The organism is Longispora sp. NPDC051575 (assembly GCF_040681875.1).
GTDB lineage: Bacteria > Actinomycetota > Actinomycetes > Mycobacteriales > Micromonosporaceae > Longispora.
The window spans coordinates 476,765-502,163 of record NZ_JBFAZP010000001.1; the positions used below are offsets into that span (position 1 = coordinate 476,765).

Genomic DNA, 25,399 nt, shown 5'->3' on the forward strand with positions numbered 1-25,399 from the left:
CTTTCGTCTCCACTGGGCATTTCCGGGATTTCCACCTTCGCATTGTCGACCTGACCGCCACAAAGCGGTGGTAATTTTCCCTCGCTGGCGCGCGGCGCCGCCCGTAGGATCGCCGGTCATGGGGGAACGGGAATCGCTGGCATACGACGCCGCTCTGGTCCGGGAGGCGGTCGCCGCCGCGCGGGTCGGACTGGTCGAACGCGAGGTCGTGGCCGAGGTCGTCGCGCTGTGCGCGGTGGCCGGCGAGCATCTGCTGGTGGTCGGGCCGCCGGGGACCGGCAAGTCCGAGGCTGTCCGGCGGGTCGCCAGCCAGCTGGGGGGACGCTACTTCGAGTACCTGCTGGGCCGGTTCACCGAGCCGGGTGAGCTGTTCGGGCCGGTGGATCTGCGGCGGCTCCGCGAGGGCGTCGTCGCGGTCGAGACGGCGGGCATGCTGCCGGAGGCGGAGATCGCGTTCCTGGACGAGGTGTTCCTCGGCTCCACCGCGATTCTGAACACCCTGCTCGGGCTGCTCAACGAGCGGGTGTTCCGGCAGGGCTCCACGGTGCTGGACGCGCCGCTGCGGGTGTGTGTGGGTGCGGCGAACGCGCTGCCGGAGGATCCGGCGCTGGCCGCGTTCGCCGACCGGTTCCTGGTCCGGATGTTCGTCGAGGCCGTGCCCGACGCCCGGCTGGAGGAGCTGCTCGAAGAGGGCGCGCGCCCGCAGCCGGCGGCCGGCCCGACCGGGGCGGTGGCGAGCCTGGACCGGTTGACGGTCGCCGCCCGCGCGTGCGATCTGGCCGGGGTGCGGCCGGTGGTGGCCGCGGCGATCCGGCGGCTGCGGTCCGCCGGGATCTCGATCGGCGACCGTCGGGCGGTGCGGTCCCAGCGGCTCGTCGCCGCCGCGGCCGTGCTGGACGGGCGGTCCGTGGCCGGCGTGGCGGACCTGTGGGTGCTGCCGTTGATCGCGCCGACGGCCGACGCGCAGGTGGTCGCCCGGGAGGCGCTGGCCGACCTTCTGGCCGACTCCGCCAACGCCAGTCTCGTGCACGCGGCGGAGGAGCTGTCCCGTGGTCGGCACGCCAGGGCACACCGACTGACCCGGGCCGGGCGGGAACTCCTCGACCAGCACGGGCACGAACTGACCGACCGGGACACGCGGCTCCGGTTCGAGGTGACACTGCGCGAGATCGACGCCGGGTTCGCCCTCGACGATCTGCCCGAGCCGCTGCGCCAGGTCCGGGCGGATCTGGTCGCGGCCGTCCAGCCGTGACCGTCGGGCTGGCCTGGGCGCCCCGGGAGCCGCCGTTGACGCCGGCCGCCGTCGTCGGGTTCGGCCCGGTCGCGTCGGCGTTGGCGGACGCGGCGGGTCGGGCGCTGGCCGCCGGCGTCCGGTTGCGCGCGGCGGGTCACGGCTCCGCGCTGCTCGTGCTCGGCGAGGCCGAGGAGCTGCCGTGGGTCGACGGTGCCCGGTATCTCGGCTGGGACGGTCCGGTCCTGACGCCGACGACCCATCGCCCGCTGCCGTCGGCGGCGCTGTGGCGGGGCGCGGTGTCGGGCGACCGGTCCCCGGCCGATCTCGTCGCCGTCCTGCCCGAGCGGATCCTCGTCACCGCGACGCCGCGCGAGATCGCCGACCTGGGCCTGTTGGCGACGGTGACACGGTGAGCGCGCTGCCCTCCGGGCTCGCGCCCTGGTCGGCCTCGTTGGACACGCTGACGCCGCGGCTGGCGGCCGGGCTCGGTCCGATGGTGGCCCGGATCGACGAGCTGATCACCGCCACCGAACCCGTCACCGGCGCGGAGGACGAGTTCGCCGGGTACGGAGGGCTGGCCCCCCGCGGGCGCCCCGACCGGCTGCTGGCCTCACAGTGGCTGCTGGCCGAGGAGGCCCCGGAGGAGTTCTACCGCCGGGCCGCGACGGGCCAACTGCTGTACCTGGCGCCCGAGCCGCAGGCTCCCCGGCCGCGCGGCCGGGTCGTCCTGCTGGTCGACGCCGGTCCGGGGCAGGCCGGCCCCGCACGACTGGTCCAACTGGCGTCCCTGATCGTGTTGCACCGCCGGGCCGCCTCGTGCGGGGCGGAACTGGCGGTCGGCGTACTCGGCGCCGGGCCCGACACCTGGCTCGCGGGCGACCTGCCGACACTGCTGCGGTCCTGGCTCCGCACACGGCACCCGGCGGACGCGTCCGCCGCCGACGTCGACGCGCGGTCGGCGGTTCTCGACCGGGCCGACGAGGCCTGGGTCGTCGGGGCACCGACCCTCGCCGGCCGGCGGCGGACCCTGACCGTCACCGAGTCCACGTGGGACGCGGAGGGCGCCCGGACCGTCCGGGTCCACCTCGACGGCCGGTCCCTGGAGCTGGCGGTACCGGACCGGGCGCTCGCGGTCGCCGCGTTGCGGGGCGGCGAGTTCCGCCGGACCGAGCCCGCCGGCACCGTCCCGGTGCCCCTGCGGTCGCCCGCGTTCACCAGCGCCACCCGCCGGCTGCTGCTGCGGGGCCCGGGTCCCGACGAGGTGTTCTCGGTGTACCTGCCGGAGAAACAGTCGGCGGGCAAGCCTCGTCGGCACCGGTTCAGCGGGCCGGTGATCGCCGCCGCCTGGCTCGGCAAGCGGCTGGTCGCCCTCACGGTGCGGGACGGAGTCGCGACCATCGAGGTGGTCGGCAAGGAACTCGGCGGGATCGGCCGCGACCGGCACTACGACGCCACCGACCTCGAAGCCACCGACGCCACCGAAGCCCCGTTCCGGCCGTTGCACTACGTCGGCGGGGATCTGCTGGTGCCGGCCGGCGGCAGGTGGTTGCGGCTGATGCCCGGCGGGGTGGTGCACCCGGCCCGGGAGGTGGCGCTGTTCCCCCGTCCGGGGCGCCAGATCGACAACCCGATGATGCTGACCGAACAGCACGACGGTCTGCGGCTCGGCGGCTGGCACATCCCGCCCGACCGGGACTACCTGCTGGGCGGCGGTGCCCTGGCGGTGCGCGAGACCGACACCACCTGGCGGGTGCACGGCCCCGGCGGCGAGGAGGCGCACACCATCACCGTGACCGGCGAGCCGTTCGGCCTGGTGACGGCAGACGGGCCCGCGCTGCTCACCCGGTCCGGCGCCGGGCTCCTGATCCGGGTCTGCCGGCCGGACGGGACCCGCACGCTGACCGCGTGGTCGGACTTCGGCAGCACACCCGTGGTGCACCCCACCCTGCCGTTGATCGCGGCGGCGCAGGAGGACCGGATCCGCGTCGGCGACGCGGTCACCGGCGAGGTCCACACGACCTTCAGGACCGAGCTGTGACCGCGTTCAGGGGGCGGGTGGCCGCGGCCGGCTTCATTCTCGACACCCCTTTGCTGGGTACGACCGAAGCCGCCGACCGGGCGCTGACCTGGTGGCAGGAGCATGCCGAGTTGTCCGCGCTGCCCGACGGTCGATGGCTGCTGCTCCTGCCGTCCACGGTGGACGTCCGCGCCGAGCACGCGCCCGGGCTGCCCGTCAGCGGCGGGGAACCCGGCTGGGTCGACTACCCGGCGGGCGGCGGGCGGCAGCGGTTGCGGATCGCCGACCTGCCGAGCGTCGCGGTGTACGACTGGCTGGACCTCACCGGCCTACCCGTCGAGGAACTCACCCCGCTGGACCGGCCCGCCCCCACGCCGGCGACGCTGGGCCGACCCGACACCCCCGACGTCCCCGACCTGCGCGCCGTCGCCGGCGTGGGCGCGCCGACCACCGGGCCGGGCGCCGACCGGAGCCGTGGGCGCACCGGGCCCGCCGCGCTGGTGGCGACGGCCGTCAGGAGCCTGCTGTCCCGCCGCCGCGCACCCGCCGACGCCCCGCCGACGCCTGCCGGACAGGGGCGACCTTCACGGCCGGCCGCGTGGCGGAGCTGGCTGGCCCGGATCGCGATGCGCAGCCCCGCCGCGCACCTGGTCCGCGGCCGGCACGCCCGCTACCTGCGCCGGCTGACCGAGGCGTTCGAGAAGCGCCGGTGGGACGACGCGCTGCGCGAGGCGATCGGCGTGGGCGCGCACGCCGGCGAGGGATTCCTCGACCTGCGCGTACCCACCCGCCGGGCCGGCGCGGTGACCCCGTCCACCGGCGCGCCGGGCCCGACGGGCATCGTCGACTACGGGCCGTCGGTGCGTAGCCACCTGAGCGACCTCTACCGGCAGGCCGCCACCCAGCTCGAAGCCGCGGGCCGGATCGAGGAGGCCGCGTTCGTGCTGGCGGACCTCCTCGGCCACCACCTCCACGCGGTCGGTCTGCTCGAACTCCACCACCGGCCGCGACTGGCCGCCGAACTCGCCGAGGCGCACGCGCTGGCCCCCGACCTGGTGGTGCGGCTGTGGTGGCGGGCCGGAAACCGGGACCGGGCCGTCGATGTCGCCCGGCTCCGGGGCGCCTTCGCCACCACCGTCCACCGGCTGCACGACGTCGACCCGGAGGCGGCCCGCGAGCTGCGTACCGCCTGGGTGCACAGCCTGCGCCGGAGCGGCGATCCGCTCGGCGCGGTCGAGGCGGCCTGGCCCGATCCGCACCTGCGGCCCCTGGTGGCCGAAGACATCCGCGCGGGCGTCGGCCTGGCCGGGCCGGTCGGTGCGGCGTTGCTGGCGTACCAGCTGGCGACCGCCCCCGCCGAGGCGGCGCCTGCGGTCGACGCGCTGCTGGCCGCCCCCGAACAGCTGCCGCGCGAGCACTTCGCCGCCACGCTCGCCACGCTCGTCGTCGACGACCCGGTGGCCGACCGCCGGATCGCCACCGCGACGGTCCGCGCCCTGGCCCGCGACGCCGGGCAGCCGGGCGGCCCGCCGGTGAAAACCGCACAACGGGTGTTCCGGGTACTGCGCGACCGCGCCGACCCCGTCACCGCCGCCGACCTGCCCGTACCCAGCTACCCGGGCCAGCCCCGGACGGACCGGCCGCCGCACGTCACGGCGGCCGCGCACCCGGGACAGTCGCCGCTGCGGGACGCCGCGGCCCTGCCCGACGGCACGATCCTGCTCGCCCACGGCGAGGCGGGCGCCCGCCTCGTCGATCCGCAGGGCCGGGTCCGCTCCCGCTGGGACGTACCCTGCCACCAGATCGTGCTCGCCGACCATGGCGCGTCGGCCCTGCTCGTCGCCCACCGCGACACGGTCGCCGACGTGCGGATACTCGACCTGGCGACCCGCAGGCTCCGGTACTGGGCCACCCTGCGGGTCAGCAGGATCGTCGACTCCTACGACGGCGGGCATCTCCTCGTCACCGACGCCGACGGGATCGCCGTCCTGGACACCACCGCCGACGGCCCCAGGGTCGTGTGGCGGGAACTCCAGCGCGACATCCCGGTCCTGCACCTGGCCCGCACCGCCACCTCCTGCGCCGCCGCGTTGGCGATCGACGGCCAGACCGGGTACTGGCGCTGGGACATGCCCGGCTGGCACCTGCGGATCCGCCCCACCCTGCCCGACCGCTCCCCCGACACCGTCGTCAACGCCGCGGGCTTCCACCTGGGCACGCTGAACGGCACACCCCACATCGCCCACGGTGACGTCCAGCGACCCGCCGAGATCCGGGAACCGGGCGATCAGCCCTACGCCCTGCTCGCCAACGGCGACGCCCACGCGCTGGCGCTCGCCGACGCCGACTCCGACGGCGCCACCCTCCACATCGGCACCGGACTGTCCGCGACCGCCACGACCCTGATCACCTTCCCGGCCGCCGCCCCGGAGCAGATCGGGATGCGCGCACACGACGGCACCCTCACCGCCTGGCACCCCGACGGGCGCGTGGCCGTCGTCACCGGCGCGCGACCGACCGCCAACTTCCGGACCCGCGCGCAGTGACGACGGGACGTAGCGCACGACGGGTCGGCTAGACGTCGGAACCGCTCGGGGCCGGACCGGGCGGCGTACCGGCACGAGTGGCTACGTCGGTCCCGGCGGAAACCGCGTCGCGCGCGGGCGGACCGGAGGGCATGCTCTCGGGGATGGGAATGTTGGACGCGGTCGCGGCGCGGGTGGCCGGCGGGGCCCGCGTGGAGTTCCGGCCGAGCGGGTCGTCGATGGTTCCACTGATCAGGAGCCGGCAGTCCGTGACCGTCGTCGCAGTGGATCCGGGGAAGGTCGAGGTCGGCGACATCGTCCTCGCGAGAGTCTCGGGCACGGTCTACCTGCATCTGGTCTCCGCGATCGACCGGAGCAGGGCGCGGGTCCAGATCAGCAACAACCGGGGGCGGGTCAACGGCTGGACCAGCCACGACCGGGTCTTCGGGATCTGCGTGGCGGTCGAGGGCTCACCGAGACCGAACACCTCAGGAAAGACCCGACAGAAACCACCGCCCGAACCTCCCGGCTGAGGCCGCCGGGGTCGTGCCAACCGTCTCGGCCGGGGTATCCAGCGTCGGTCCCTGCTTTCCGCTGCGGCCCTTGCCACCGCCGCGCGAAGCCAGAGTGGGACCCCGGCGAGCGGGCGTCGGGCGCTGACGTGTTCGCCGGTGGGTGGGAGGGGTCAGTGCTCCTGGGCCCGCAGGCCGGCGCCCACTCTCCGCAGCGCCCGGAGGAGATCGCGGACGGCGGTGCCCCGGGCCAGTTCCGGCGTGCTGACGTGGCCGACGGCCCCGGTCGGGGCGCCCGGTCCCAGGTCGGTGCTGGCGATCGACGCGGGCAGGTCGACGGCCGTCAGCCGTGGGACGATCGCCATGCCCAGGCCGTGGCCGACCATGGCCAGCAGAGCGCTGTCGTCGGCGACCGTGATGTGGGCCGGCGGGAGCCAGTCCTGGGCGGCGAACCAGCGGCGGGTTTCGGCGGCGCAGTTCTCGTCCCAGTTGAGCAGGGGTAGCTGGCGGGGATCGGGGTGCCCGGCCGGGTGGACCAGGACGTAGGGGGCGCGGAACAGGGTGCCGGAGACCAGGCCGGAGCTGGCCGGCAGCCGGTGCGGGAGGTTCACGACCGCCAGGTCGGCCCTGCCGGCCAGCACCTCGCCGGCGGTGCCCGGCCCGACGTCGCGGACCACGGCCACCTCGTAGGTCAGGTCGGGGTGGCGGTCGCGGAGTTCGGCGAGGGCCGCCGGGAGCAGGCCCGCCGCGGCGCTGCGGAACGCGGCGATCCGGACCCGGCCGGACAGGTCACCGCCGGCGGCCGCCCGCGCGTCGGCGGGCAGCACGTCGAGGAGCCGGAGCACCCGGTGGGCGCCCCGCACGGCGCGGGCCCCGGCGGCGGTCGGGCGGGCGCCGTTGCGGTCCCGGTCGAAGAGCACCACGCCGATCTTGCGTTCGATGCCGCGGACCGCGTAGGACACCGCGGACTGGGTCAGCCCCAGCCGGGCCGCCGCCGCCGAGAAGCTGCCCTCGCGGTCCACGGCCGTCAGGACCCGCAACTCGGCGGGCGTGAGATCGGACATCGCACCAGCGTAACCATGAAGCCGGCTCATGGAAGACCTGTGGGGCAGCAGCGCCGACGGCTGCCCGGCCGGCGTCCGGCGGCCTAGCGTTGCGGCATGCGTGCCATTCAGGTCACCCGCACCGGCGGGCCCGAGGTCCTCGTCCCCGCCGACGTGTCCGAGCCGGTCGCCGGCCCCGGGCAGCTCCTCGTCGAGGTCACCGCCGCCGGCGTCAACTTCGCCGACACCCACCGCACCGAGGGCACGTACCTGCTCGATCAGACGTTCCCGTACGTGCCCGGCACCGAGGTCGTCGGCTTCGACGGGGACCGGCGGCTGCTCGGCTGGACCGTCGACGGGGCAGGCGGCTACGCCGAACGCGCCCTGGTCGCCGGGGAGACGGCCGTCCCGGTACCCGACACGGTCACCGACGGGGCGGCCCTCGCCCTGCTCGTCCAGGGGCTGACCGCCTGGCACCTGCTGACCAACAGCGCCCGGCTCCGCGACGGCGAGTCGGTGGTGGTCAACGCGGCCGCCGGCGGGGTCGGTTCCCTGGCGGTCCAGCTGGCCCGGCAGTTCGGGGCCGGCCGGGTGATCGCGGCCGCGTCCAGCCCGGCGAAACGGGAACTGGCGTTGGACCTGGGCGCCGACGCCGCCGTGGACAGCGCGCCGGACGGCTACGCCGATCGGGTCCGGGCCGCCAACCACGGCCGACCGGTCGACATCGTCCTCGACGCCACCGGCGGCCCGGGTTTCACCGCCGGGCTGGCGGTCCTGGCCGACTTCGGGCGGCTGGTCACCTTCGGGAACGCCTCCCGCGCCGACCGGCCGTCGATCGACCCGGCGGTCCTGACCGAACTGAACGCCACGGTGGCCGGCTTCTGGCTCCGCCCACTGCTCGGCCACCCGGAGCACTACACCCGCCCGCTCGGCGAACTCCTCCGGTTGACCGCCGCCGGCCGGTTGCGCCCGGTACTCGGCGGCGAGTACCCGCTCGCCGACGCCCGCCGGGCACACGAGGACCTGTTGGCCCGCCGGACGACCGGCAAGCTGGTACTCGACCCGGCCAGGACCCGGTGACCCGCCGGAACGTCGCGCGTCAGGCCCGACCGGCGGCGGTGGGCGCGCGGTGTCCGGCCGGCGGGCCCGGCGACCGGCGGGGCCGGATCGGCGCGCCGCCCGGACGCCCGGCCCGAGCCCGTCAGCTCGGGTGGTCCCGCTTCCACTGGTCGTAGCCGGCCTGCTCGACGGTGTAGTCGTCGTCCGGCGGGTCGGTCTCCGACCAGTTGCGGATCACCGAGCGCACCGCCGTGACCAGCAGCAGGAGGCCGAAGGCCGTCACGACGACACCGATCGCCAGGTAGACCCACGACGGAGCGTCGTGGCCGCCCATCGTGATGGACATGACGCCGTCCGGCCCGGCGAAGCGCCGGCCGAACTCGGTGCCGCTGCCCTGCGCGATGGTGAGCAGCCCGTACAGCGTGATCAGGAGGGTGACCAGGGCGCCGAGCACCCTGAAGAGCAGGTTCATCTTGTACGTCACGACGTAGCCCACGATGCTGACGGCCAGGAGCGTGCCCAGGATCGAGCCGATCACCTTGACGATCCGCCACGGGTCGCCGTCCACGGGGAGGGCGAAGCTCAGGGCGGTGACGCCGGCGAGGAATCCGATCCCGACCAGGACGAAGCCGATCCGGGGGAAGATGCCGGCGAGGATCACCAGGAGGCCGAACAGCAGGATGTAGGCGCCGAAGTTGAGCTGCGGCGACAGGTGGCGGGCCGCTTCGAGCGGGCCGGGGCCGCCGCCCAGGTCCGCGACGAACTGGGCCCGGGTGCTCTCGGGCACGTCGTGCTGGAAGATCCAGAGGAACTGGGCCGCGACGACGCACAGGCCGCCCAGTGCGGCGAACCGCAGGTACCGGGCCCAGCGGGTGGCCGCCTCGGTGCCCTTGTCCGTCCGGTTGACCGCGACGAGGCTCAGGACGCCGGCGACGAGGAACGCGATCACCGACAGCCGGAAGCTGACCGGGGCGCCCAGGCCGCCGAACCCGACCTCGCGGGCGGTGCCGAAGGTCTGGAACCCTTCGAGGTCGCTCAGCACGACGGTCTCGTACGGCGACTGGGGCGGCGGGCTGAACCGCACGGCGTACAGGCCCGGCAGGAAGTAGCCGACGGTGGCGATGGCCATGCCGGTGAGGGTCGTGTTGAATCTCGTCGTCGAACTCATGTCGCGACCCTCCCGAGTGCCGTGGCCCCGTCGTTCCATTGTGGAGACGTGCGGCGCGCGGGGAGACCCAGGTTCGGCTACCCGACACACGCGCCCCGGGGAGAGACGGCCGGGCAGAGCGGAGGCCCGGGACCAAGGCCGGGCGGAGGCCCAGACCCAGGCCCGGGCCCTGGGCTGGCGGATGGTCACCCCAGCCGATACGCCCGGATAGTCGTGGTCTGGACGCTGTCCCCGTTGGCGTCGGTCGCCCCCAACCGCAACGACACGTACCCGGTCCCGGTGTTCGCGTTCGGGTGGAACAGCACAGCCCGCCAGGCCGAGCCGGTGCCGCCGAGTACCCAGACCTGCTGCCAGGTGGCCCCGTCGTCGGTGGACATCTCCGCGCGGACCTCCCGTACGGCGGCCGACGGCGCGGTCGGGGCGTGCTGGACGGTCAGGTCGAGCGTGAACCAGGAGTACCCGGATGCGGTGTTGAGGTCGTCGAGGTCGCCCGTGGGGCGGATCGTCATCAGGGCGGGATGCTCGCCCCGCTGGCTGGTGAAGCTCCACCGGCTGTCGACGCGGGTGCTCAGCCGCGACCAGGCGTTGTCCCGCCGGGTGCTGATGTCCAGGGTGTACCGGCGCCGTTCCGCCGGCAGGGCGAACTGGCCGAACCCGGCGAGCGGGCTGGTGCCGAGGACGGCGCCGCCGTCGGTGAGCGTGGTGGTGCCGGACAGGTAGCCGAACTGGTTGTAGCTGTTGGCGCTGTGTCCGGCCTCGGCCGGGGCGACCATGTTCGCCATCACCTGGAGGGTGTCGCCGTACCGGTGCACCCCGTTGTTGAGCGCGGACGTGCGCAGTTCCGGCCCGAACGCGGCCCGGTTCCACTCCTCCGGCCCGGCGTCGCCCGGCGCGTACCGGACCGGGACCGCCGACACCTCCCCGTCGAGGTCGCGCAGCTCCGGCACGTCGGCCGCGCGCTGGTAGAGGGTGCGGTACCAGGTCACGCCGGTGGTGTAGTACTCGGTGCGCCGGCCGGGCAGCGGCAGGGTCGCGTACCCGCCGCTGGCGCCCTGTTGTCCGGGCAGGTAGAACGGGGTCGCCCCGCGCGAGCCGAGGGCCGGGGTGCCCTGGGCCCGGTAGCGGCTGTCCGCCCGGCCGAGGTCGGCGTCGCGGACCCGGACCCGGGGGTCGGCGGGCACGCCGTCACCGTAGGGGGTGGCCACGTGGTAGGCCGCGCCGGGTCCGGTGAGGATCGCGTTGAGGCCGGCGGTGAGGCTGCCGGGCCGGGCGGCGCGGACCGGGGCGGCGTAGACGGGTTCCGCGCCGTTGAGGCCGAGGCTCATGGTCAGCGCGGAACCGGCTCTCGACGTGAGCATCAGGTCCACGCTGGCGTAGCGCTGGGCGGTGCCGGGCCGGTCCGTGCCGACGGCGGCCAGGTTGCCGGTCCTGGCGTCGAGGACCACCTCGCGCGGCCCGTCGAGCGGGACAGGGAGCTGGTGCACGACGGTGCCGGAGCCGGCCCGGCCGGGCTCGCCGGCCTTCGGGGTGCGGATCCACGCCGTCACGCTGTACCGGCCCGCCGGCAGGGTCACCGTGCCCACCCCGTCGCGGACGGTGATGGCCGGTGTCGCGCCCGTCTCGTCCTCGTACAGGCTGACGACCTGCCCGAGGTTGTTGGCCGCCGGCCGGCCGTCGCGGTCGACGAGCCGCACGGTGAGCTGGTGCTGCGGCGCGGTCGCGGTCAGGGCCGCCGCCGTCCGGGCCACCGGCTGGCCGTCGAGGTGCGCGGTGACCCGGGCCGTGTAGTCGCCGGCCGGGCCGAGCAGTCCGGGTTCGAGGAGGAGCCGCACGCTGGCCTGGCCGTGGGCGGGCACGTACACCGCGCCCTCACTGAGCCGCCACAGGCCCGGAACGCCGCTGCCGACGAGGCTCAGCGTCAGGGGCGCGGGGGTCGGGCCGTCGTTGCGGTAGGTGAGGGTGGCGGTGCGCTGGCCGGACGGGTACGGGCTCGCGAAGGAGCCGAAGCTCACCGCGCCGGACGTGGCCGACACGGTGGCGGTCACCGCGCGGCCCACGTCCAGCCGGCCGGCGCCCTGGCCGTAGACGTCCAGGCCGTTGGGGACGGCCGAGCTGGTCAGCGCCGCCTTGAGCTGCTCGGCGGTCCAGCCGGGGTGCGCCTGGGCCAGCAGCGCGGCGGAGCCGGTGACGTGCGGGGCGGCCATCGAGGTACCCGAGGCGGCCGTGTGCAGCGCGCTGACCGGCGTGCCCATCGACGTGCCGGCAGCCCGGGCGGCGACGATGCCCTCGCCCGGCGCGGTCAGCTCCGGCTTGACGGCCGCGTCCGGCAGCCGGGGGCCCCGGTTGGAGAAGTAGCTGAGCTGGTCCGTGGGGCCGACGGAGCCGACCGCGAGGGCCCGGTCCGCGACCGCCGGCGTGCCGACCGTCGACCTGCCGCCCGTGTTGCCGGCCGCCGCGACGAACAGCGGCCCGGAGCCGCCCGACAGCCGGTTCACCGCCTGCGACAGCGGGTCGGAGCCGTCGGTCGGCTGTCCGGTCAGGCTCAGGTTCACCACCCGCGCACCCTGGGCGGCGGCCCATTCCATGCCCGCGACGACCGCCGAGTCCTGACACGACCCGGCGTTGTCGCACACCTTGCCCACCAGCAGATCCACCCCCGGAGCCACCCCGGGAAACCCTTGATGGGTACCGGCGACGACGGCCGCCACATGGGTGCCGTGCCCGTGCCCGTCGACGGGCCCCGCCGGGTCCCCGGTGAAGTCGCGCGCCGCGACCACCCTGCCCGCCAGGTCCGGATGGCCCGCGTCGTGCCCGGTGTCCAGCACGGCCACCCGCACCCCGGCGCCGGTGAGGCCGCGCGCGCGGGCGACGGGTACCCCGATCTGGGTGTTGCTCGTCGTGTCGGCGATCCTGGACCGGCCGTCGAGCCAGACCCGGCCGGGGCCACCGGCCAGCAACCGGGGCCACAGTCCGGCCGGCGCGGCCCTGAAGGACTGGGCGGTCCCGCCCGCCAGACTCCGGTCGGCCCCGGACAGGCCCGGCACCCCGGTCACGATCACCGGCACGGCGGTGGCGGCCCCGGCCTCCCGCAGCGCCGCCACCTCGAACAGTCGCCGGTCCACGAGCCCGGCGGCGACCGGCTGCTCGGCGTCGGCGGGGGTGACGGTCACCGGGCCGCCGCGCGGGGCCCGGGTCACGAAGCCGACGTGCTCCCGGCCGGGCCCGGGGCGCACCATGGTCGCCGTCCGGCCGTCGCTCAGCACCGTCACGTCCACGGCGTCGCCGGTGAGCAGGGCGACCTGGTACCGGTCCGCTACGGGGCCCGTCGCCGGGGCCGGGGCGGCGGCGAGGGCCGGGGGTACGGGGGTGAGGCCGGCGAGAACGACGACCGCCAGGGCGAGGGCCGGAACCTGCACAGTAGACACTCCCGACCTGAGGACGACGCGGTGGAGGAAACCGTAAAGTCTCCTCACCGTCAAAGCAATACGTTGGTCGATATAGTCTCGGGCACCGCCGGATCAGTCGCACCCGCTGGTGGGCCAGGGAATGCCGAGTCGCGCGGCGAAGCCGGTGGAGCCACCGGTCACCGTCGCGGTGGCCTTCGGGTCGTGACTGGTCAGCGAGGCGATGACCGTGTCCGCGACCACCTGGTGGACCTCGTCGGGCAGCGGACCGGGGTGGTCGGCTACGGTGACGACCTTCTCGAACTGCAACCAGGGCGCGCCCGCGGCGAGCGGCGTGCCGGGGTGGATGAGATGGACGCGGAGCTGGTCGCGTTCGCTGTTGCGGGCGACCACCCACTCGACCTCGCAGTCCCAGCGGCGGAGCAGGTCCGGCTCGCCGTCCAACCGGGCACGGACGAGGCGGGCGACGGCGCGGGCCGGCCATTCCCAGCCCCGGTCGGCCTCGGCCCGGGCGATCTCGGCGTCGTACTCGGCGGCGTCGAAGCGGAACGCGGGCAGTTGCTCCGCGGCGTCGGCGGGGGCCCGCCACCGGTGCCAGGTGACGGTGCCAGCGGTCGGGTCGCGCTCGATCGTGACGTACAGGGCGCCGCAGCAGCCCTCGCTGCAGTACGCCTCACCGAGCTGGACCTCGTGCGGTTCAGCGGTGGCGCGCAACGGCCCGGCGGCGGACAGCAGCAACTCCGGGGCATGCGGGCAGCCCCGGTCGAAGGCCCGGGCGACGATCGGCGCACCGTCGATGAGGACCCGCACCTCGACCTCGTCGGCACTGGCGGGATCGGCGACGACGACCTGCACGGAGACCCGGCTCAGGCCGTCGCGGCGGGCCGATGGCGGGGTCACGCTGCGACTCCGTTCGACGGACCGCCGCAGCCAGGTCCTCCGCGAGCCGGTGTCCCCGTCGGCGGCGGCCAGGGGTTGCCCGAGGAATGCCTGGAGCCGCACCGCGATCGAGGCACGTCGGTCGGCGGACCCCGGCAGGAGTGCGGCATGCCCGGTATGGAGGTCCTCGGCGAGGCGGGCGAGCAGGGTGACGTTGTCCAGCGTCGGCGGCATCGTGTGCGCGTGCCGCGTCAACCCGGCACAGGCGGCGGTGGCCTGCTGGTAGCGGCCGATCTCGGCGGGGTCGTACTTCGTCGCCGACATCGCGATGAGCAACCGGGCCGCGTGCGTCAGGATCTGGGGGTCGACCTCCTCGGCGTCGAGCACCGTGGCCAGGTCGGTGACCTCGGCGATCCGGCGGGCGTGGTTGCCGCTCCAGCCCTTGGTGTCGTCCAGGGCGTGGCGCAGCAGCCAGGGCAGCGTGTCCGGCTGGGCGAGGTCGCACAGGGCCTCCACGGCCAGGCTCCGACGGTACTGGTCGGAGCGTTCGGCGAGCCAGATCAGGTCCCGGGCGGCCCCGGGGATCCGCCGCAGCACCTCGATGGCGAGCGCGCCGAATTCGCGGCTGAGCAGCCCGAGGGTGCGGATCAGCACGACGTCCCCGGGGCGGGCGGTGCCGACCAGGAGCGCGAGGCCGACCATCGCGGGGCCACGGTCCGCACCGTGCCGGGCCAGCCACACCCCGTCGGCGCGCGCCCGGTCCTGCGGGAGGTCCAGGCCCATCTCCACGAGCGACGCCACGACGTGCGCCCGGCCGTCGATGACCAGGAGGGCGTCGTGCAACGCCCGGGGTGCCAGCGGCTGTTGGCGGAAGTGCCGTTCCAGCGTGTCGCGCAGGACCTGTTTGCGTTTCGCCAGCGGGACACGCCGGTCCACGCGACGCGGGGGTGACCCGTGGTCGGGGTAGGGCCGGCCGCCGTCGGGCAGCATCCGGTCCGGGGCAGCGGCGTGCAGCCGGGCCGCGTGGTCGAACAGGGAGACAGGACTGTCGGTGAGCGCACCGCGCTCGTCACGCACGCTCATCGGCGTGCGGAGGACTCGATTCTGTAGATCATGGCCGTGACCCTGCCACGACCGCCGACGGACCGCAACGCCATTCCGCGCGCCCGCTCCACCCCGGCGATCGGCACCGGCCGCGTGGGGCGAAAAGCCGCGAGTTCGTGTATCTCGTCACAGGTCACGCGGCACCGTTGACAGGGGCGGACCCGGGGGTCCAGGCTGGTCGAGGTTCGAAAGGCACCTCGTTAGGTGAGGCGTCTGCTCTGGATACAGGCCACTGACCCTACGACGTCGAGAGACGCCCAGGTTCAGGACAGGTCTCCCCGGCTTAAGGGGTGACCCCAAGTGGCTTCCCGCACGGGGATACGCCGGGCAGTGCTGAAACTCTTACGAGACAGGGGTGCGGTCTCCGGTTCGCGGATGTGTCACCCCCTGCTGTCATGTGTGGCGTCGACGGTGTCGGCGCCCGGGTCGGAGGAGGTGAGGTCCCATGGACGGCTCCAGTAGTCGATCACCCCGCGATCTCGTCCCATCCGCCAGCGGCGCACGGTAGCCGCGACACCGATCCCCCATGCCCCGTCCACTGCCGGACGGGCGTGTGACCGTGCCCGCCGGGCCCGATCGTGTGCCGCCGCCCGTTCGCGTCGCCCATTCCCCGCATCCGGGGTTGGGAGGAACTCCCATGACCACTGTGAACAAGAACCTCAGCCCGCGCACCGCCGTCCTGGACGAAGCGCACCTCGGCGACATCAGGGGCACGATCAGGGTCGGCGACAGGGCCCCGCGCCGTGAACGCCTCGCGGCCCTGCTCGCCGCGTGCCGCCGGTGGCTGGTCCGCGCGCACCCGCGCCTCGGCGACGTGCCGCCGCGCAGCCCGGTCCTGCGCGTCCTCGCCACGGACCCGCGGCCGCGCGCGCACTGGCACCTGGTCGCGGGCGCCGACGGCCGCCGCCGCCCGGCGATGTCCTGGCACCTGGAGCCGTAGCCCCGGGCCCCTCCCCGGGGCACGTCGCATGTGGTCCGGTGCGGGTGAGATACGTTGCATCTGTGGAGTTCGCGGTGCTGGGTCCGGTGCGCGTGACGCACGGGGGTGCCGACGTGCCCGTCGAGGGGCCCAAGCTGCGGACCCTGCTGGCGACGCTGCTGCTGTCGGCCAACCGTCCGGTGTCGATCCCGCAGCTCACCGAGCGGCTGTGGGGCGACACGCCGCCGGTCGACCCGAGGCGGACGATCCAGGTCTACGTGGTGCGGCTGCGGCGGGCGCTGGCCGGCGGCGGTGACCTGATCCGCACCGCCCGTGCCGGCTACGAGCTCGTGCTGGACGCCGACCAGCTCGATCTCACCCGGTGGTCGCGGCTGCTCGACCAGGCGAAACAGACCGAAGAACCGGAGCGGCGGACACGGGTACTGCGGGAGGCGCTCGCCCTGTGGCGCGGCGCGGCCTGCGCGGACGTCGACTCGGAGGTCCTGCACGCCCTCGACGTCGCGCCCCTCACGGAACGGCACCTGCAGGCCCGGGAGCAGTGGATCGACCTGGAACTGGAGCTCGGGCGACACGGCGACGTGCTGCCCGAGCTGCACCGGCTGACCGGGGAGCACCCGCTGCGGGAGCGGTTCTGGGCCCAACTGGCCCTGGCGCTGTACCGGTCGGGCCGCCAGGCCGACGCCATGGACGTGTACTGGTCGGTCACCAGCCTGCTCGCCGACCAGCTGGGCGTGGATCCGGGGCCCGACCTGCGGAACCTGTACCAGGCGATGGTGGCGGCCGACCCGCGTCTCGACCTCGGGGCGGAGGGGACGGCGGCCGCCTGGGTGACGGCCTGCCAGCTGCCGCCGGACCTCCCCGACTTCGTCGGCCGCGCCGACCTGCGCCGCACCCTGGAGGCGGGACTGACCGGCGGGGGCCCGGGGGTGCCGGTGCTCGTCCTGTCCGGCCCGCCCGGGGTGGGAAAGAGCACCCTGGCCGTCTCCACCGCGCACGGCCTGCGGGCCCGGTTCCCCGACGGCGTGTGGCACGTGGACCTGGCCGGCGCCGGGCCACTGCCCCGGGACCCCGCCGACGTGCTCGGGGAGCTCCTCGAAGCGTCCGGCGCGGCGGCCAGCACGATTCCCGCCGGTACGGAGCGGCGCTCGGCCGCGCTGCGCGCCCGGTTGGTCGACCGCAGGGTGCTCCTGGTCCTTGACGACGCGGGTGCCGCCGCGCAGGTCGTGCCGTTGTTGCCGGGCACCTCGGGGAACGCCGTCCTCGTCACGAGCCGCCGGGACCTGACGGGCCTCGCGGTGCGGCACGCCGCCCGGATCCTCAAGGTGGCCTGCCTGGAGCCGGGCGAGGCGGAGGTGCTGGTCGCCCGGATCATCGGGACCCGCGCGGCCGGCGCCGAACCCGGGGCGATCGTGGAGCTGTCCGCACTGTGCGGGAACCTTCCGCTGGCGCTGCGGATCGCGGCGGCCAACGCGGCGGCGCTGCCGTCCGGCGGGATCTCCCGGTACGTGGCGGAGCTGCGCGCCGACGACCGGCTGGCCAGGCTCGCCGTGGTCGGGGACCCCGACACCGCCGTCCGCGCGGCGTTCGACCTGTCCTACGCGTCCCTGGACGACGCCGCCCGGTCGGCCTTCCGGGTCACCGGCCTCGTCCCCGGCCCGGACTTCACGGAGGAGTGCCTCACCGTCGCCCTCGGGCGCCCGGCGGCGGACACCCGGACCGCGCTCGGCGTCCTCGTCAGCGCGAACCTCGTCGAGCGCCGGTCCGCCGACCGGTACTCGCTGCACGACCTGCTCCGGCTCTACGCGTACGAGCACGCGCGCGCCGACCCCGGCCACGACGCCGCCTGGCACCGGCTGTGCTCCTGGTACCTGTCGGTCGCCCGGGCGATGGTGCGCTTCGCGCCGGCGGACGACGCCGGTGCGGCCCGGGCCCGGGAGTGGCTCGCCGCCGAGCGCGTCAACCTCGTGGCGCTGGCGATCCGGGCCGCCGAGCAGGGTCCCGCCCAGGTCGCCTGGCAGCTTCTCGACGGGCTCAACAGCTACCTCCCGGCCGACCTGCGGCTCACCGAGTGGCTGGCGGTGGCGAGCGCCGCCCGGGACTCCGCGCGGACGGCGGGGGAACTGGCGGCCGCCGGGACCGCGTACAACAGTCTCAGTGCCTGTTGCGTGAAGGTCGGGGACCTCGGTGCCGCGCTGACCAGCGCCGAGGTCGCGCTGGACCTGTTCCGGCAGGCCGGTGACCAGGCCGGCGAGGCCGGTGTCCTGGGGACGACCTCCGGCATCCACATCGAGTGGGGGGACTCGCGGGCGGCGCGCGACCTCCTCGCGCAGAGCGCCGGGATCCTCCGGCTCCTGGATTCGACGGAACCGCTGGCCCGGGTGCTGCTCGCCCTGGGCGGGAGCCGGATCGCCCTGGGCGACGTGCGCGACGGGGCCCGCGACATCGCCGAGGCCCTGGCCCTGGCCGATCCACCCGAGGCCGACCCGCTCTACCCGGTGATGCGGCTCTACCGGGGCCTGGTCCACCACCTGTCCGGCGCGCTGGACGCGGCGGCCGGGGAACTCGCCGAGGCCCTCCGCACGGGGGTCCCCCGTCAGGTGCCGCACGTGCACCGCGCGCTCGCCCTGGCCCGCGCGGACCAGGGCCAGTCGGCGGCGGCCGTCGCGCACGGGACCGAGGCGGTGCGGCTGAGTCGCGCGGCCGGCCGGACCTGGGTCGAGGCGGAGTCCCTCAACGCCCTGGGATACGCGTGCGTCCGGGCCGACCGGCCCGCCGAGGCGCTCGAGCACCACCGGCGGGCGTCGGCGCTCGGCGGCGACCGGGGCTACCGGGGTGTCGAGGCCGAGGCGTCGCTGGGGATCGCCCGGGCCCGGCTCCGGCTGGGGGAACCGGAGACCGCCCGGCGGGACGCCGTCCGCGCGCTGGAGCTCAGCGGGGCGCTCGGCCACCGCCTCGTGGAGTGCCAGGTCCACCAGGTCCTCGCGGACGTGTACGGGGACCTGGGCGACGCCGGGCAGGCCCGGTACCACGCCGGGCGGGTCGAGGAACTCCGCCGGGCGACCGGCTACCGGCCCGTCCCCTGGCGGGGCACGCCCTGGGCCCACACGGCCGGCTGAGGCCACGCGCTACGTGTTCGACGTGCGCGCCGGGCGGGTGGCGGGTGGTCTCGGCCAGGCCCGGTGCCGGTCGTCCATGATGAGCCGGTGGGTGTGCCGCCAGGCTCCGGGTCCGCCGGTGGCGTCGGCGAGGTGGTGCGGGTCGGGTTCGGTGTGGACGTGTTCGACGTCGTCCGGGTCGGCCGCCGGCCACGTCCGCCACGCCTGGGCGAGTCCGGTCAGGGCGACGGTGGCGAGGGCCGCGAGCGCGAGGGGCACGCTGAGGGCGCCGAGCACCCCGGCGAGGACGTAGGTGGCCAGCCAGCCGAGGTGCGACAGGGTGAACTGGGCGGCGAACAGCGCCGGCAGGTCGTCCGGGTGCCCGGAGCGGCGGATCAGCCGGCCCACGGGGGTCTGCGCCAGGCAGCCGGCCGCCCCGACGAGCGCCCAGGTGCCGAGGACGACCGGCCACCAGTGGCCGGGGAACACGGCGGTCAGCGTGGCCGCCGCCGCCAGGACTGAGGCGAGCACGGCGGACGCGCCGAGCATCACGGTCCGGTCCGGTACCCGGGTCAGGACCCGGGGCAGCAGCAGGGCGGCCGCGATGGAGCCGGCGCCGGACACCCCGAGGGCCAGGGCCACCGCCGGGTCGGAGCCGCCGAGGTGGCCGCGCACTATGACCACGGTGTTGACCAGGACCATCGCGCCGGCGGCGGCCACGGCGAGGTCGACTCCGATCACGGCCCGCAGCCGGGGGGTGGCGGTGAACATCCGCAGTCCCCGGGTGGCGCGGTCGGCCAGCCCGCCGCGCGGGGCCGGCGGGCGCCGGGTGGGCAGGGCGACGGCCAGGATCAGGGTGGCGGAGGCGGCGAATCCCAGGGCGGTACCGGTGAAGAGCCAGCGGGCGTCCACGAGGGCGAGCAGCACCCCGGCGAGGACCGGGCTGGCGAGGGATTCGAGGTCGTAGGCCAGCCGGGACAGCGACAGCGCGCGGGTGTAGTCGGCCTCGTCGGGCAGCACCGCGGGGATGGTGGCCTGGAACGCGGGGGTGAACGCCGCGGAGGCCGACTGGAGCACGGCGATCAGGACGTACACCTGCCAGATGTGGCCGACGAACGGCAGCGCGGCGGCGACGGCCATCCGCAGCAGGTCCATCGAGACCAGCAGCGCCCGGCGGGGTACGCGGTCGGCGAGGGCGGTGACCAGCGGGGCCAGGGCGACGTACGCGACCATCTTGATGGCCAGGGCCGTGCTCAGGACGAGTCCGGCGTCGGGGCCGGCGAGCCGGTACGCGGTCAGGCCGAGGGCGACCGTGGCCAGTCCGGTGCCGGTCAGGGCGAGGACCTGGGCGGTGAACAGGTGGCGGTACGTCCGGCTCTCCCACACGGCCACTCCGCTACCCCCCTACGACGCGCACCCGCCGACCCGAGAGAACATGTGCACATGTACGCACACGACAATACTGAGTCCGCGGTCGACTGGGACAGCCTGCCGCCCGCCGAGCGGGTCGACGCCGCCGCCGAGGCGTTCCGGATGCTGGGCGACGCGACCCGGCTCCGACTGCTGTGGCTGCTGTGCGGCGGCGAGTACGACGTCACCACCCTCGCCGGCCACCTCGACGCGCCCCGCCCTGCCGTGTCCCAGCACCTGGCGAAGCTCCGCCTGGCCGGACTGGTCACCCAGCGCCGGGACGGCCGCCGCGCGGTGTACGCGGCCCGCGGCGGGCACGTCCGCCGGCTCCTCGCCGAGGCCCTCGGCGCCGCCGCCCACCACCTGCAGGGCCTCCCCGACCACGACTGAGCCGGGTGGGGGATCCAACCGGCACCGCTCAGGTGCCCGCCGCGCGGTCACGCGGGACGGACGGGACCGTCCCGATGCCCCACCGGGTGCCCCCGGGGATGTCACGGACCGTGAGACCCGCGGCGGCGAGTGCGTCGCGGATGGCGTCCGCGTGCGGGTAGGCACCCTGATCCCGCAGGTGGCGGCGCAGGGCGAGCAACGGCTCGACGGCGGGCCGCAGGTGGTGCACGGCGTCGGGGGTGACGGTGTCCCCCAGGCGGGTGATGAGGTCGCGCAGGATCGCGCGGGACTGTTCGGTTCCTTCGTCCTCTTCCGTGTCCGCGCCCCAGTCGGCGATGGCCGACTCCAGGGCCAGGACCGCCTCCACCATGCCGGCGGCGTCGCGGCGTCCGTGGGCCGCGTCGAAAGCCACCTCGCTGGCCCGGGTGATCTCCACGAGGGTGACCGGCGCGTGACCGGAGTCCGGCACCTCGGTGGGCACGGCACGGGTGAGCTCGACCATGCCGGACCCGTGACGGGTGAGCGCGCGCAACTCGGCGAGGGTGAGCCTCGTACCCGCCGGCAGGATGGTACTGACCCCGACCCGGCGGACGGTCAGCGCGCCGCGTCCCATGATCTCGACAGCGCCGGTGTGCTGGTCGAAGATGACGGCGGTGTGCTCGTCGACGCCGAGTAGCGCCGTGTCCGGCGGGAGTTGGCGTTCGAGGTGGGCGAGGCGGCGTTCGCCCAGGTAGCAGTACCGGGTGTCGTGGGTACCGCCCTCGGTGTTGTCGTAGTGCGGGATCACGGTGACGTCCAGACCCAGGGGTTCGAGCAGGTTGAGGCCGTCGACCCAGTGCGCGGGGCTGCCGGCCTTGTAGATCTCGTAGACCGGCAGGGCCGTGCGGCCCATGGTCGCGGCGGCGGCGGACGCGAACACCGTCAGGCCCCGGCGGTGCAGGATCCGTTCACGCAGCGCGGAGGCCGTCGCCCCGTTCGTCCATCGCGTCAGGGCGTAGGTGGGGCTGCCGGGGCCGGCGAACAGCCAGTCGGCCGTGCGGATCGCGGCGATGGCGGCCAGGGACGCCGCCAGGTCCTCACCGTCGGGCGCGGGACACACCTCGACCGTCAGCCCGACGCTACGGCGGAAGTAGGCGATCGCCTTGGCCGAGATGTCGGCGACGTTCTCCTGGAACGCGTAGGGAGTGTCGAGCAGGACCGCGCGGGCACGGCCGGCCCCGAGGCGGCCCGCCAGGGTTCTGTGGGCGGTCACCATCGTGGGACTGGTCTCCCCCGAGCCCATGATCGCCAGCACGCCGGCGTGCTTCGTACCCGACACGGTGCCTCCCGTCCGGGGCGTCCGAGCGCTCCCCCACGACGGTAACGGTCCGCTTCACCAGAGTCACTACCTGTGTGGACAATGGGCGTCGTCAGACGTGCTGGAGGAGCAGCTCGCCCGCCGGGGCGATTTCGTACGCGGCGAGCAGGTCCCAGAACTCCGGGCCGACCGCAGCGGCGACGTACCCGTCGGTGATCCGTAGCATCGCGAGGTGCCGGCACGCGTGCGACGCCACCTGGACCAACGAGACGGCCGGCGGACAGGGCGCGAGAGGATCGCCGGATCGCGCGGCCGTCACGGGCCGCAGTGCCCGGCCCCGTCGCGGCGTGGGATCGCAGGCGCCGGCGTAGGTCAACACGACCCGCCCGTCGTCATAGCGCCAGGACGTGGAGTGCAACAGTGCCGGTGGAGCCGACCCGGAGGGCAATCCCGCGAGCCGGCGGGCGGCGGCATCCGGGGACTCGTCCGCGCCCAGGGCGTCGCGGAGTGCCCGGTAGGTCAACGCACCATGGTGGACGCCGAGCCACAGAAGTTCGATCTCCACGCGACTGCGATGTCCCGTTGGTCGTCGTGGTTCCCCCAGCACCCCAGCCCCCGCAGCCTGTTGCCTTGCGATCACTTTCGGTAAATGATGACAGGGTGGGTCGCCCGTTACCGGGTTTTCGCGCACGACCGCGCCGTTTCCTCCTGACGAGAGGCCGACGATGTCCACAGCTCAGCGAACCCCCCGGCTCCGCCCAGCCCTCAACCGTGCCGACCGGTACCGGCTGGCGGGGATGTTCGGATTCGTCGCCGCACTGCACATCGTCGGCTGGGGCGTCCTCGTGCTGGCCGTGGTCCCCGGCAACTACCAGCTCGGCGCCGGGTTGTTCGGGATCGGCACCGGCCTGACCGCGTACTCCCTCGGGCTGCGGCACGCCTTCGACGTCGACCACATCGCCGCGATCGACAACACCACCCGCAAACTCGTCGGCGACGGGCAGCGCCCGCTGTCGGTGGGCTTCTGGTTCTCCCTCGGCCACTCCACGGTCGTGGTGGCGCTGACCCTGCTGATCGCGCTCGGGGTCCGCACCGTGGGGACGAACCTGTCCGAGGACACCTCCGCGCTGCGCGTCTACGGCGGCCTGATCGGCACCACCGTCTCCGGCCTGTTCCTGTACCTCATCGCGGCCATGAACCTGGTCGTCCTGATCGGCGTGGTGCGGATCTTCCGCCGGATGCGGCGCGGGCACTACGACGAGGCGGCGTTGGACACCCACCTGGACAACCGGGGCTTCCTCAACCGGCTCCTCGGTCGGCTGATGCGGTCGGTGCGCAGGCCCTGGCACATCTACCCGATCGGCGTGCTGTTCGGCCTGGGCTTCGACACCGTCACCGAGGTGTCGCTCCTGATCATCGCCGGCACGAGCGTGGCCGCCGGCCTGCCCTGGTACGCCATCATGTGCCTGCCGATCCTGTTCGCGGCCGGCATGTCCCTCCTGGACACCCTCGACGGCTCCTTCATGCACGCCGCCTACTCCTGGGCCCTCGCGCAGCCGGTGCGGCGGGTGTACTTCAACATGACCGTCACCGGCCTGTCGGTCGCCGTGGCCCTGCTCGTCGGCACCGTGCAGATCCTCGCGCTGCTCCGCGACACCCTCGGCCTGACCGGCGGCACCTGGGACTGGGTCGACGGCCTGTCCTTCGACACGATCGGGTTCGCGGTCGTGGGCCTGTTCGCCGGCATCTGGCTGCTGGCCGCCGCCGTGTGGCGGTTCGGCCGGATCGAACAGCGCTGGACGGCACCCGCCCGCCCGGTGGAGGACGCGGCGGGCGACTGAACCGGGCTCCGGGTGGGGGCCGCCGGCTGCGGCCCCCACGTCCGGTCAGCTCTCGTTCACGGACACCGCGTTCGGCAGCGCCAGGTACGGGAACGCCGTTCCGAAGGCGTTCTCGTTCGCGTCGACCCCGTCACCGAGCCCGGAGACCCCCGGCGCCGGGTTGGGCAGCAGGATGCCCTCGGCGGCCTGCAGCGTGATGTCGATGGTGTCGTCGGCGAGCCGGCGACCGTTGGGGAAGCCGGCGAGGTCGCCGCCCAGGACGCCCATCCGGCTCGGGTTGGCCGACGGCGGCACGTTCATGTTCAGGCGCAGCTGCTCGCTGGGCCGGAACCGGGACGCGACGACGTCCTTGTTGAGGAGCTGGGAGTTCAGGTCGGCCTGCACCGGCCCGCACGCCTTGCACACCCCGGTCAGGAACACCTCGACAAGGTCCTTGCGCGGGGCGGCCGGCGCCGGGATGTTGTAGATGGCGTTGACCAGCTTCGGCACCTCGGGGTCCTGGACGAACTTCAGGAACTTCGCGTCGTCGACCGGCCGGGTGGCGTTGAACTCGTTCTTCCGGCTCACGGGGATGACGACCTCGTTGACCAGCGGCATCCCGAGGCGGGAGACCTGGGCCATGCCGTGCTCGGCGTCGGACTCCTCACCGACCGCCTCGGTGACCTCCATCCGCTTGCGCGAGGTGGTGGTCCAGATGCCGACCACCGGGTTGCGGGCGACATTGTTCTTCAGGGCCAGATCCTTCTTGGGTACCTGCAGCGCGACCGCGTTGACGTTGTACCCCCGCAGCGTGTCCTTGCCGACCTCGGACAGGTTGCCGCCGTAGAGCAGGTCGAACACGCGCAGGTCGGCGAAGAACGGGTCGTCGGCCTGCCCGGTGAACGACTTGCCGCCCCCGGGGACCTGCGTGACGGCCTGCTGGCGCAGCGCGCCGTAGTTCGGCATGGACGCGGGCCCGGTGTTGGAGGGCGCGACCTTCCCGTTCGGGATCAGGGTCGTGCGCTCGTGTCCGGCGAACCGCTCCAGCTTGTACGTCTGGTAGAAGTTCAGGTCCGGGTCGGTCAGCGACGTGACCACGCCCGTGTTGTACAGGAACGTGTTCGGGTTGCGGTAGTGGTCGGTGAACGTCCACCGGTACACCAGGTCCGGGCGGGCGTCGCCGTCGTTGTCGATGTTGATGTCATAGGCGGCGTCGGTGGCGAACTTGTAGAAGTTCGGCCCCCCGTTGGGCTCCTCGAACGGGATCCAGTTCGCGACGAGGTTGACCTTGTCGGGCATCTCGGGGCTGACGAACGCGTACAGGTCGGTGTTGTCCAGCCGGGGTTCGCCCGCGATCAGCGGGGCCTCCCGGTGGCTGGACGCGTTCGCGCCCTGCGGCAGCGCCGCGAGCCCCGCGACGAGTGCCGACGCGACGGCGACGGCCGCCCCCGCCCGGCGACGGACATGACGAGTTTTCGACATTGCTCTCCTTCTTCTCCCCG

The 25,399-nt window shown here is 74.6% G+C and carries 18 protein-coding genes and 1 riboswitch; of the genes, 10 read left to right on the forward strand and 8 right to left on the reverse strand.

The window, feature by feature from the left end:
- Window positions 1-118: 118 nt before the first annotated feature.
- The 5 genes from AB0M43_RS01990 (at window position 119) to AB0M43_RS02010 (ending at window position 6,309) form a co-directional block, all read left to right on the forward strand.
- On the forward strand, window positions 119-1,252 hold the full coding sequence (locus tag AB0M43_RS01990; RefSeq protein WP_363720247.1) for an AAA family ATPase: 1,134 nt from the start codon (window positions 119-121) through the stop codon (window positions 1,250-1,252).
- The gene (locus AB0M43_RS01995) at window positions 1,249-1,647 is read left to right on the forward strand and encodes a hypothetical protein (protein ID WP_363720249.1); all 399 of its coding nucleotides are present in this window, start codon (window positions 1,249-1,251) and stop codon (window positions 1,645-1,647) included. The genes AB0M43_RS01990 and AB0M43_RS01995 overlap by 4 nt, the downstream gene beginning before the upstream one ends.
- Entirely contained in the window at window positions 1,644-3,272 is a 1,629-nt protein-coding gene (locus AB0M43_RS02000) for a hypothetical protein (RefSeq protein ID WP_363720251.1), read from the forward strand. The genes AB0M43_RS01995 and AB0M43_RS02000 overlap by 4 nt, the downstream gene beginning before the upstream one ends.
- Entirely contained in the window at window positions 3,269-5,797 is a 2,529-nt protein-coding gene (locus AB0M43_RS02005) for a hypothetical protein (protein WP_363720253.1), read from the forward strand. The genes AB0M43_RS02000 and AB0M43_RS02005 overlap by 4 nt, the downstream gene beginning before the upstream one ends.
- Before the next feature lie 143 nt (window positions 5,798-5,940).
- Window positions 5,941-6,309 (forward strand): hypothetical protein, encoded by a 369-nt coding sequence (locus AB0M43_RS02010; protein ID WP_363720255.1) that lies wholly within the window; start codon window positions 5,941-5,943, stop codon window positions 6,307-6,309.
- Window positions 6,310-6,461: 152 nt separating this feature from the next.
- On the opposite strand, the gene AB0M43_RS02015 is transcribed toward AB0M43_RS02010, so the two are convergent.
- On the reverse strand, window positions 6,462-7,352 hold the full coding sequence (locus tag AB0M43_RS02015; RefSeq protein WP_363720257.1) for a LysR family transcriptional regulator: 891 nt from the start codon (window positions 7,350-7,352) through the stop codon (window positions 6,462-6,464).
- Window positions 7,353-7,448: 96 nt separating this feature from the next.
- On the opposite strand from AB0M43_RS02015, the gene AB0M43_RS02020 reads away from it, so the two are divergent.
- Window positions 7,449-8,411: a zinc-binding dehydrogenase gene (locus tag AB0M43_RS02020; RefSeq protein ID WP_363720259.1), complete on the forward strand. Its 963-nt coding sequence runs from the start codon at window positions 7,449-7,451 to the stop codon at window positions 8,409-8,411.
- A gap of 121 nt (window positions 8,412-8,532) precedes the next feature.
- Here AB0M43_RS02020 and AB0M43_RS02025 read toward each other — a convergent pair whose 3' ends face one another.
- The 3 genes from AB0M43_RS02025 to AB0M43_RS02035 all read right to left on the reverse strand — a co-directional run bounded on the left by AB0M43_RS02025 (window position 8,533) and on the right by AB0M43_RS02035 (window position 14,924).
- A complete protein-coding gene (locus AB0M43_RS02025) occupies window positions 8,533-9,558 on the reverse strand; it encodes a hypothetical protein (protein ID WP_363720261.1) in 1,026 nt (341 codons plus the stop codon).
- 185 nt (window positions 9,559-9,743) lie between these two features.
- Window positions 9,744-12,983, reverse strand: coding sequence for a S8 family serine peptidase (locus AB0M43_RS02030; RefSeq protein WP_363720263.1), 3,240 nt, complete (start codon window positions 12,981-12,983; stop codon window positions 9,744-9,746).
- 93 nt (window positions 12,984-13,076) lie between these two features.
- A complete protein-coding gene (locus AB0M43_RS02035; RefSeq protein ID WP_363720265.1) occupies window positions 13,077-14,924 on the reverse strand; it encodes a hypothetical protein in 1,848 nt (615 codons plus the stop codon).
- Window positions 14,925-15,134: 210 nt separating this feature from the next.
- Window positions 15,135-15,307, forward strand: a riboswitch (M-box (ykoK) riboswitch).
- Window positions 15,308-15,582: 275 nt separating this feature from the next.
- Here AB0M43_RS02035 and AB0M43_RS02040 point away from each other — a divergent pair.
- Together AB0M43_RS02040 and AB0M43_RS02045 are read left to right on the forward strand one after the other, a co-directional pair.
- Window positions 15,583-15,885 (forward strand): hypothetical protein, encoded by a 303-nt coding sequence (locus AB0M43_RS02040; RefSeq protein WP_363720267.1) that lies wholly within the window; start codon window positions 15,583-15,585, stop codon window positions 15,883-15,885.
- A 62-nt stretch (window positions 15,886-15,947) separates the two neighbouring features.
- A complete protein-coding gene (locus tag AB0M43_RS02045; protein ID WP_363720269.1) occupies window positions 15,948-19,001 on the forward strand; it encodes a BTAD domain-containing putative transcriptional regulator in 3,054 nt (1,017 codons plus the stop codon).
- Between the two features lie 9 nt (window positions 19,002-19,010).
- Here the strand turns inward: AB0M43_RS02045 and AB0M43_RS02050 are convergent, their stop codons facing one another.
- Entirely contained in the window at window positions 19,011-20,372 is a 1,362-nt protein-coding gene (locus AB0M43_RS02050; protein ID WP_363720271.1) for an MFS transporter, read from the reverse strand.
- A 51-nt stretch (window positions 20,373-20,423) separates the two neighbouring features.
- Here AB0M43_RS02050 and AB0M43_RS02055 point away from each other — a divergent pair, with 51 nt between their 5' ends.
- Window positions 20,424-20,780 (forward strand): metalloregulator ArsR/SmtB family transcription factor, encoded by a 357-nt coding sequence (locus tag AB0M43_RS02055; protein ID WP_363720273.1) that lies wholly within the window; start codon window positions 20,424-20,426, stop codon window positions 20,778-20,780.
- Between the two features lie 28 nt (window positions 20,781-20,808).
- On the opposite strand, the gene AB0M43_RS02060 is transcribed toward AB0M43_RS02055, so the two are convergent.
- Both AB0M43_RS02060 and AB0M43_RS02065 read right to left on the reverse strand, forming a co-directional pair.
- A complete protein-coding gene (locus AB0M43_RS02060) occupies window positions 20,809-22,098 on the reverse strand; it encodes a hypothetical protein (RefSeq protein WP_363720275.1) in 1,290 nt (429 codons plus the stop codon).
- Window positions 22,099-22,189: 91 nt separating this feature from the next.
- Window positions 22,190-22,642: a hypothetical protein gene (locus AB0M43_RS02065; RefSeq protein ID WP_363720277.1), complete on the reverse strand. Its 453-nt coding sequence runs from the start codon at window positions 22,640-22,642 to the stop codon at window positions 22,190-22,192.
- A 160-nt stretch (window positions 22,643-22,802) separates the two neighbouring features.
- Between AB0M43_RS02065 and AB0M43_RS02070 the strand changes: the two genes are divergently transcribed.
- Window positions 22,803-23,918, forward strand: a complete 1,116-nt coding sequence (locus tag AB0M43_RS02070) for a HoxN/HupN/NixA family nickel/cobalt transporter (RefSeq protein ID WP_363720279.1) — start codon at window positions 22,803-22,805, stop codon at window positions 23,916-23,918.
- Window positions 23,919-23,963: 45 nt separating this feature from the next.
- Here the strand turns inward: AB0M43_RS02070 and AB0M43_RS02075 are convergent, their stop codons facing one another.
- A complete protein-coding gene (locus tag AB0M43_RS02075; RefSeq protein WP_363720281.1) occupies window positions 23,964-25,379 on the reverse strand; it encodes a DUF4331 domain-containing protein in 1,416 nt (471 codons plus the stop codon).
- Between the last annotated feature and the right edge of the window lie 20 nt (window positions 25,380-25,399).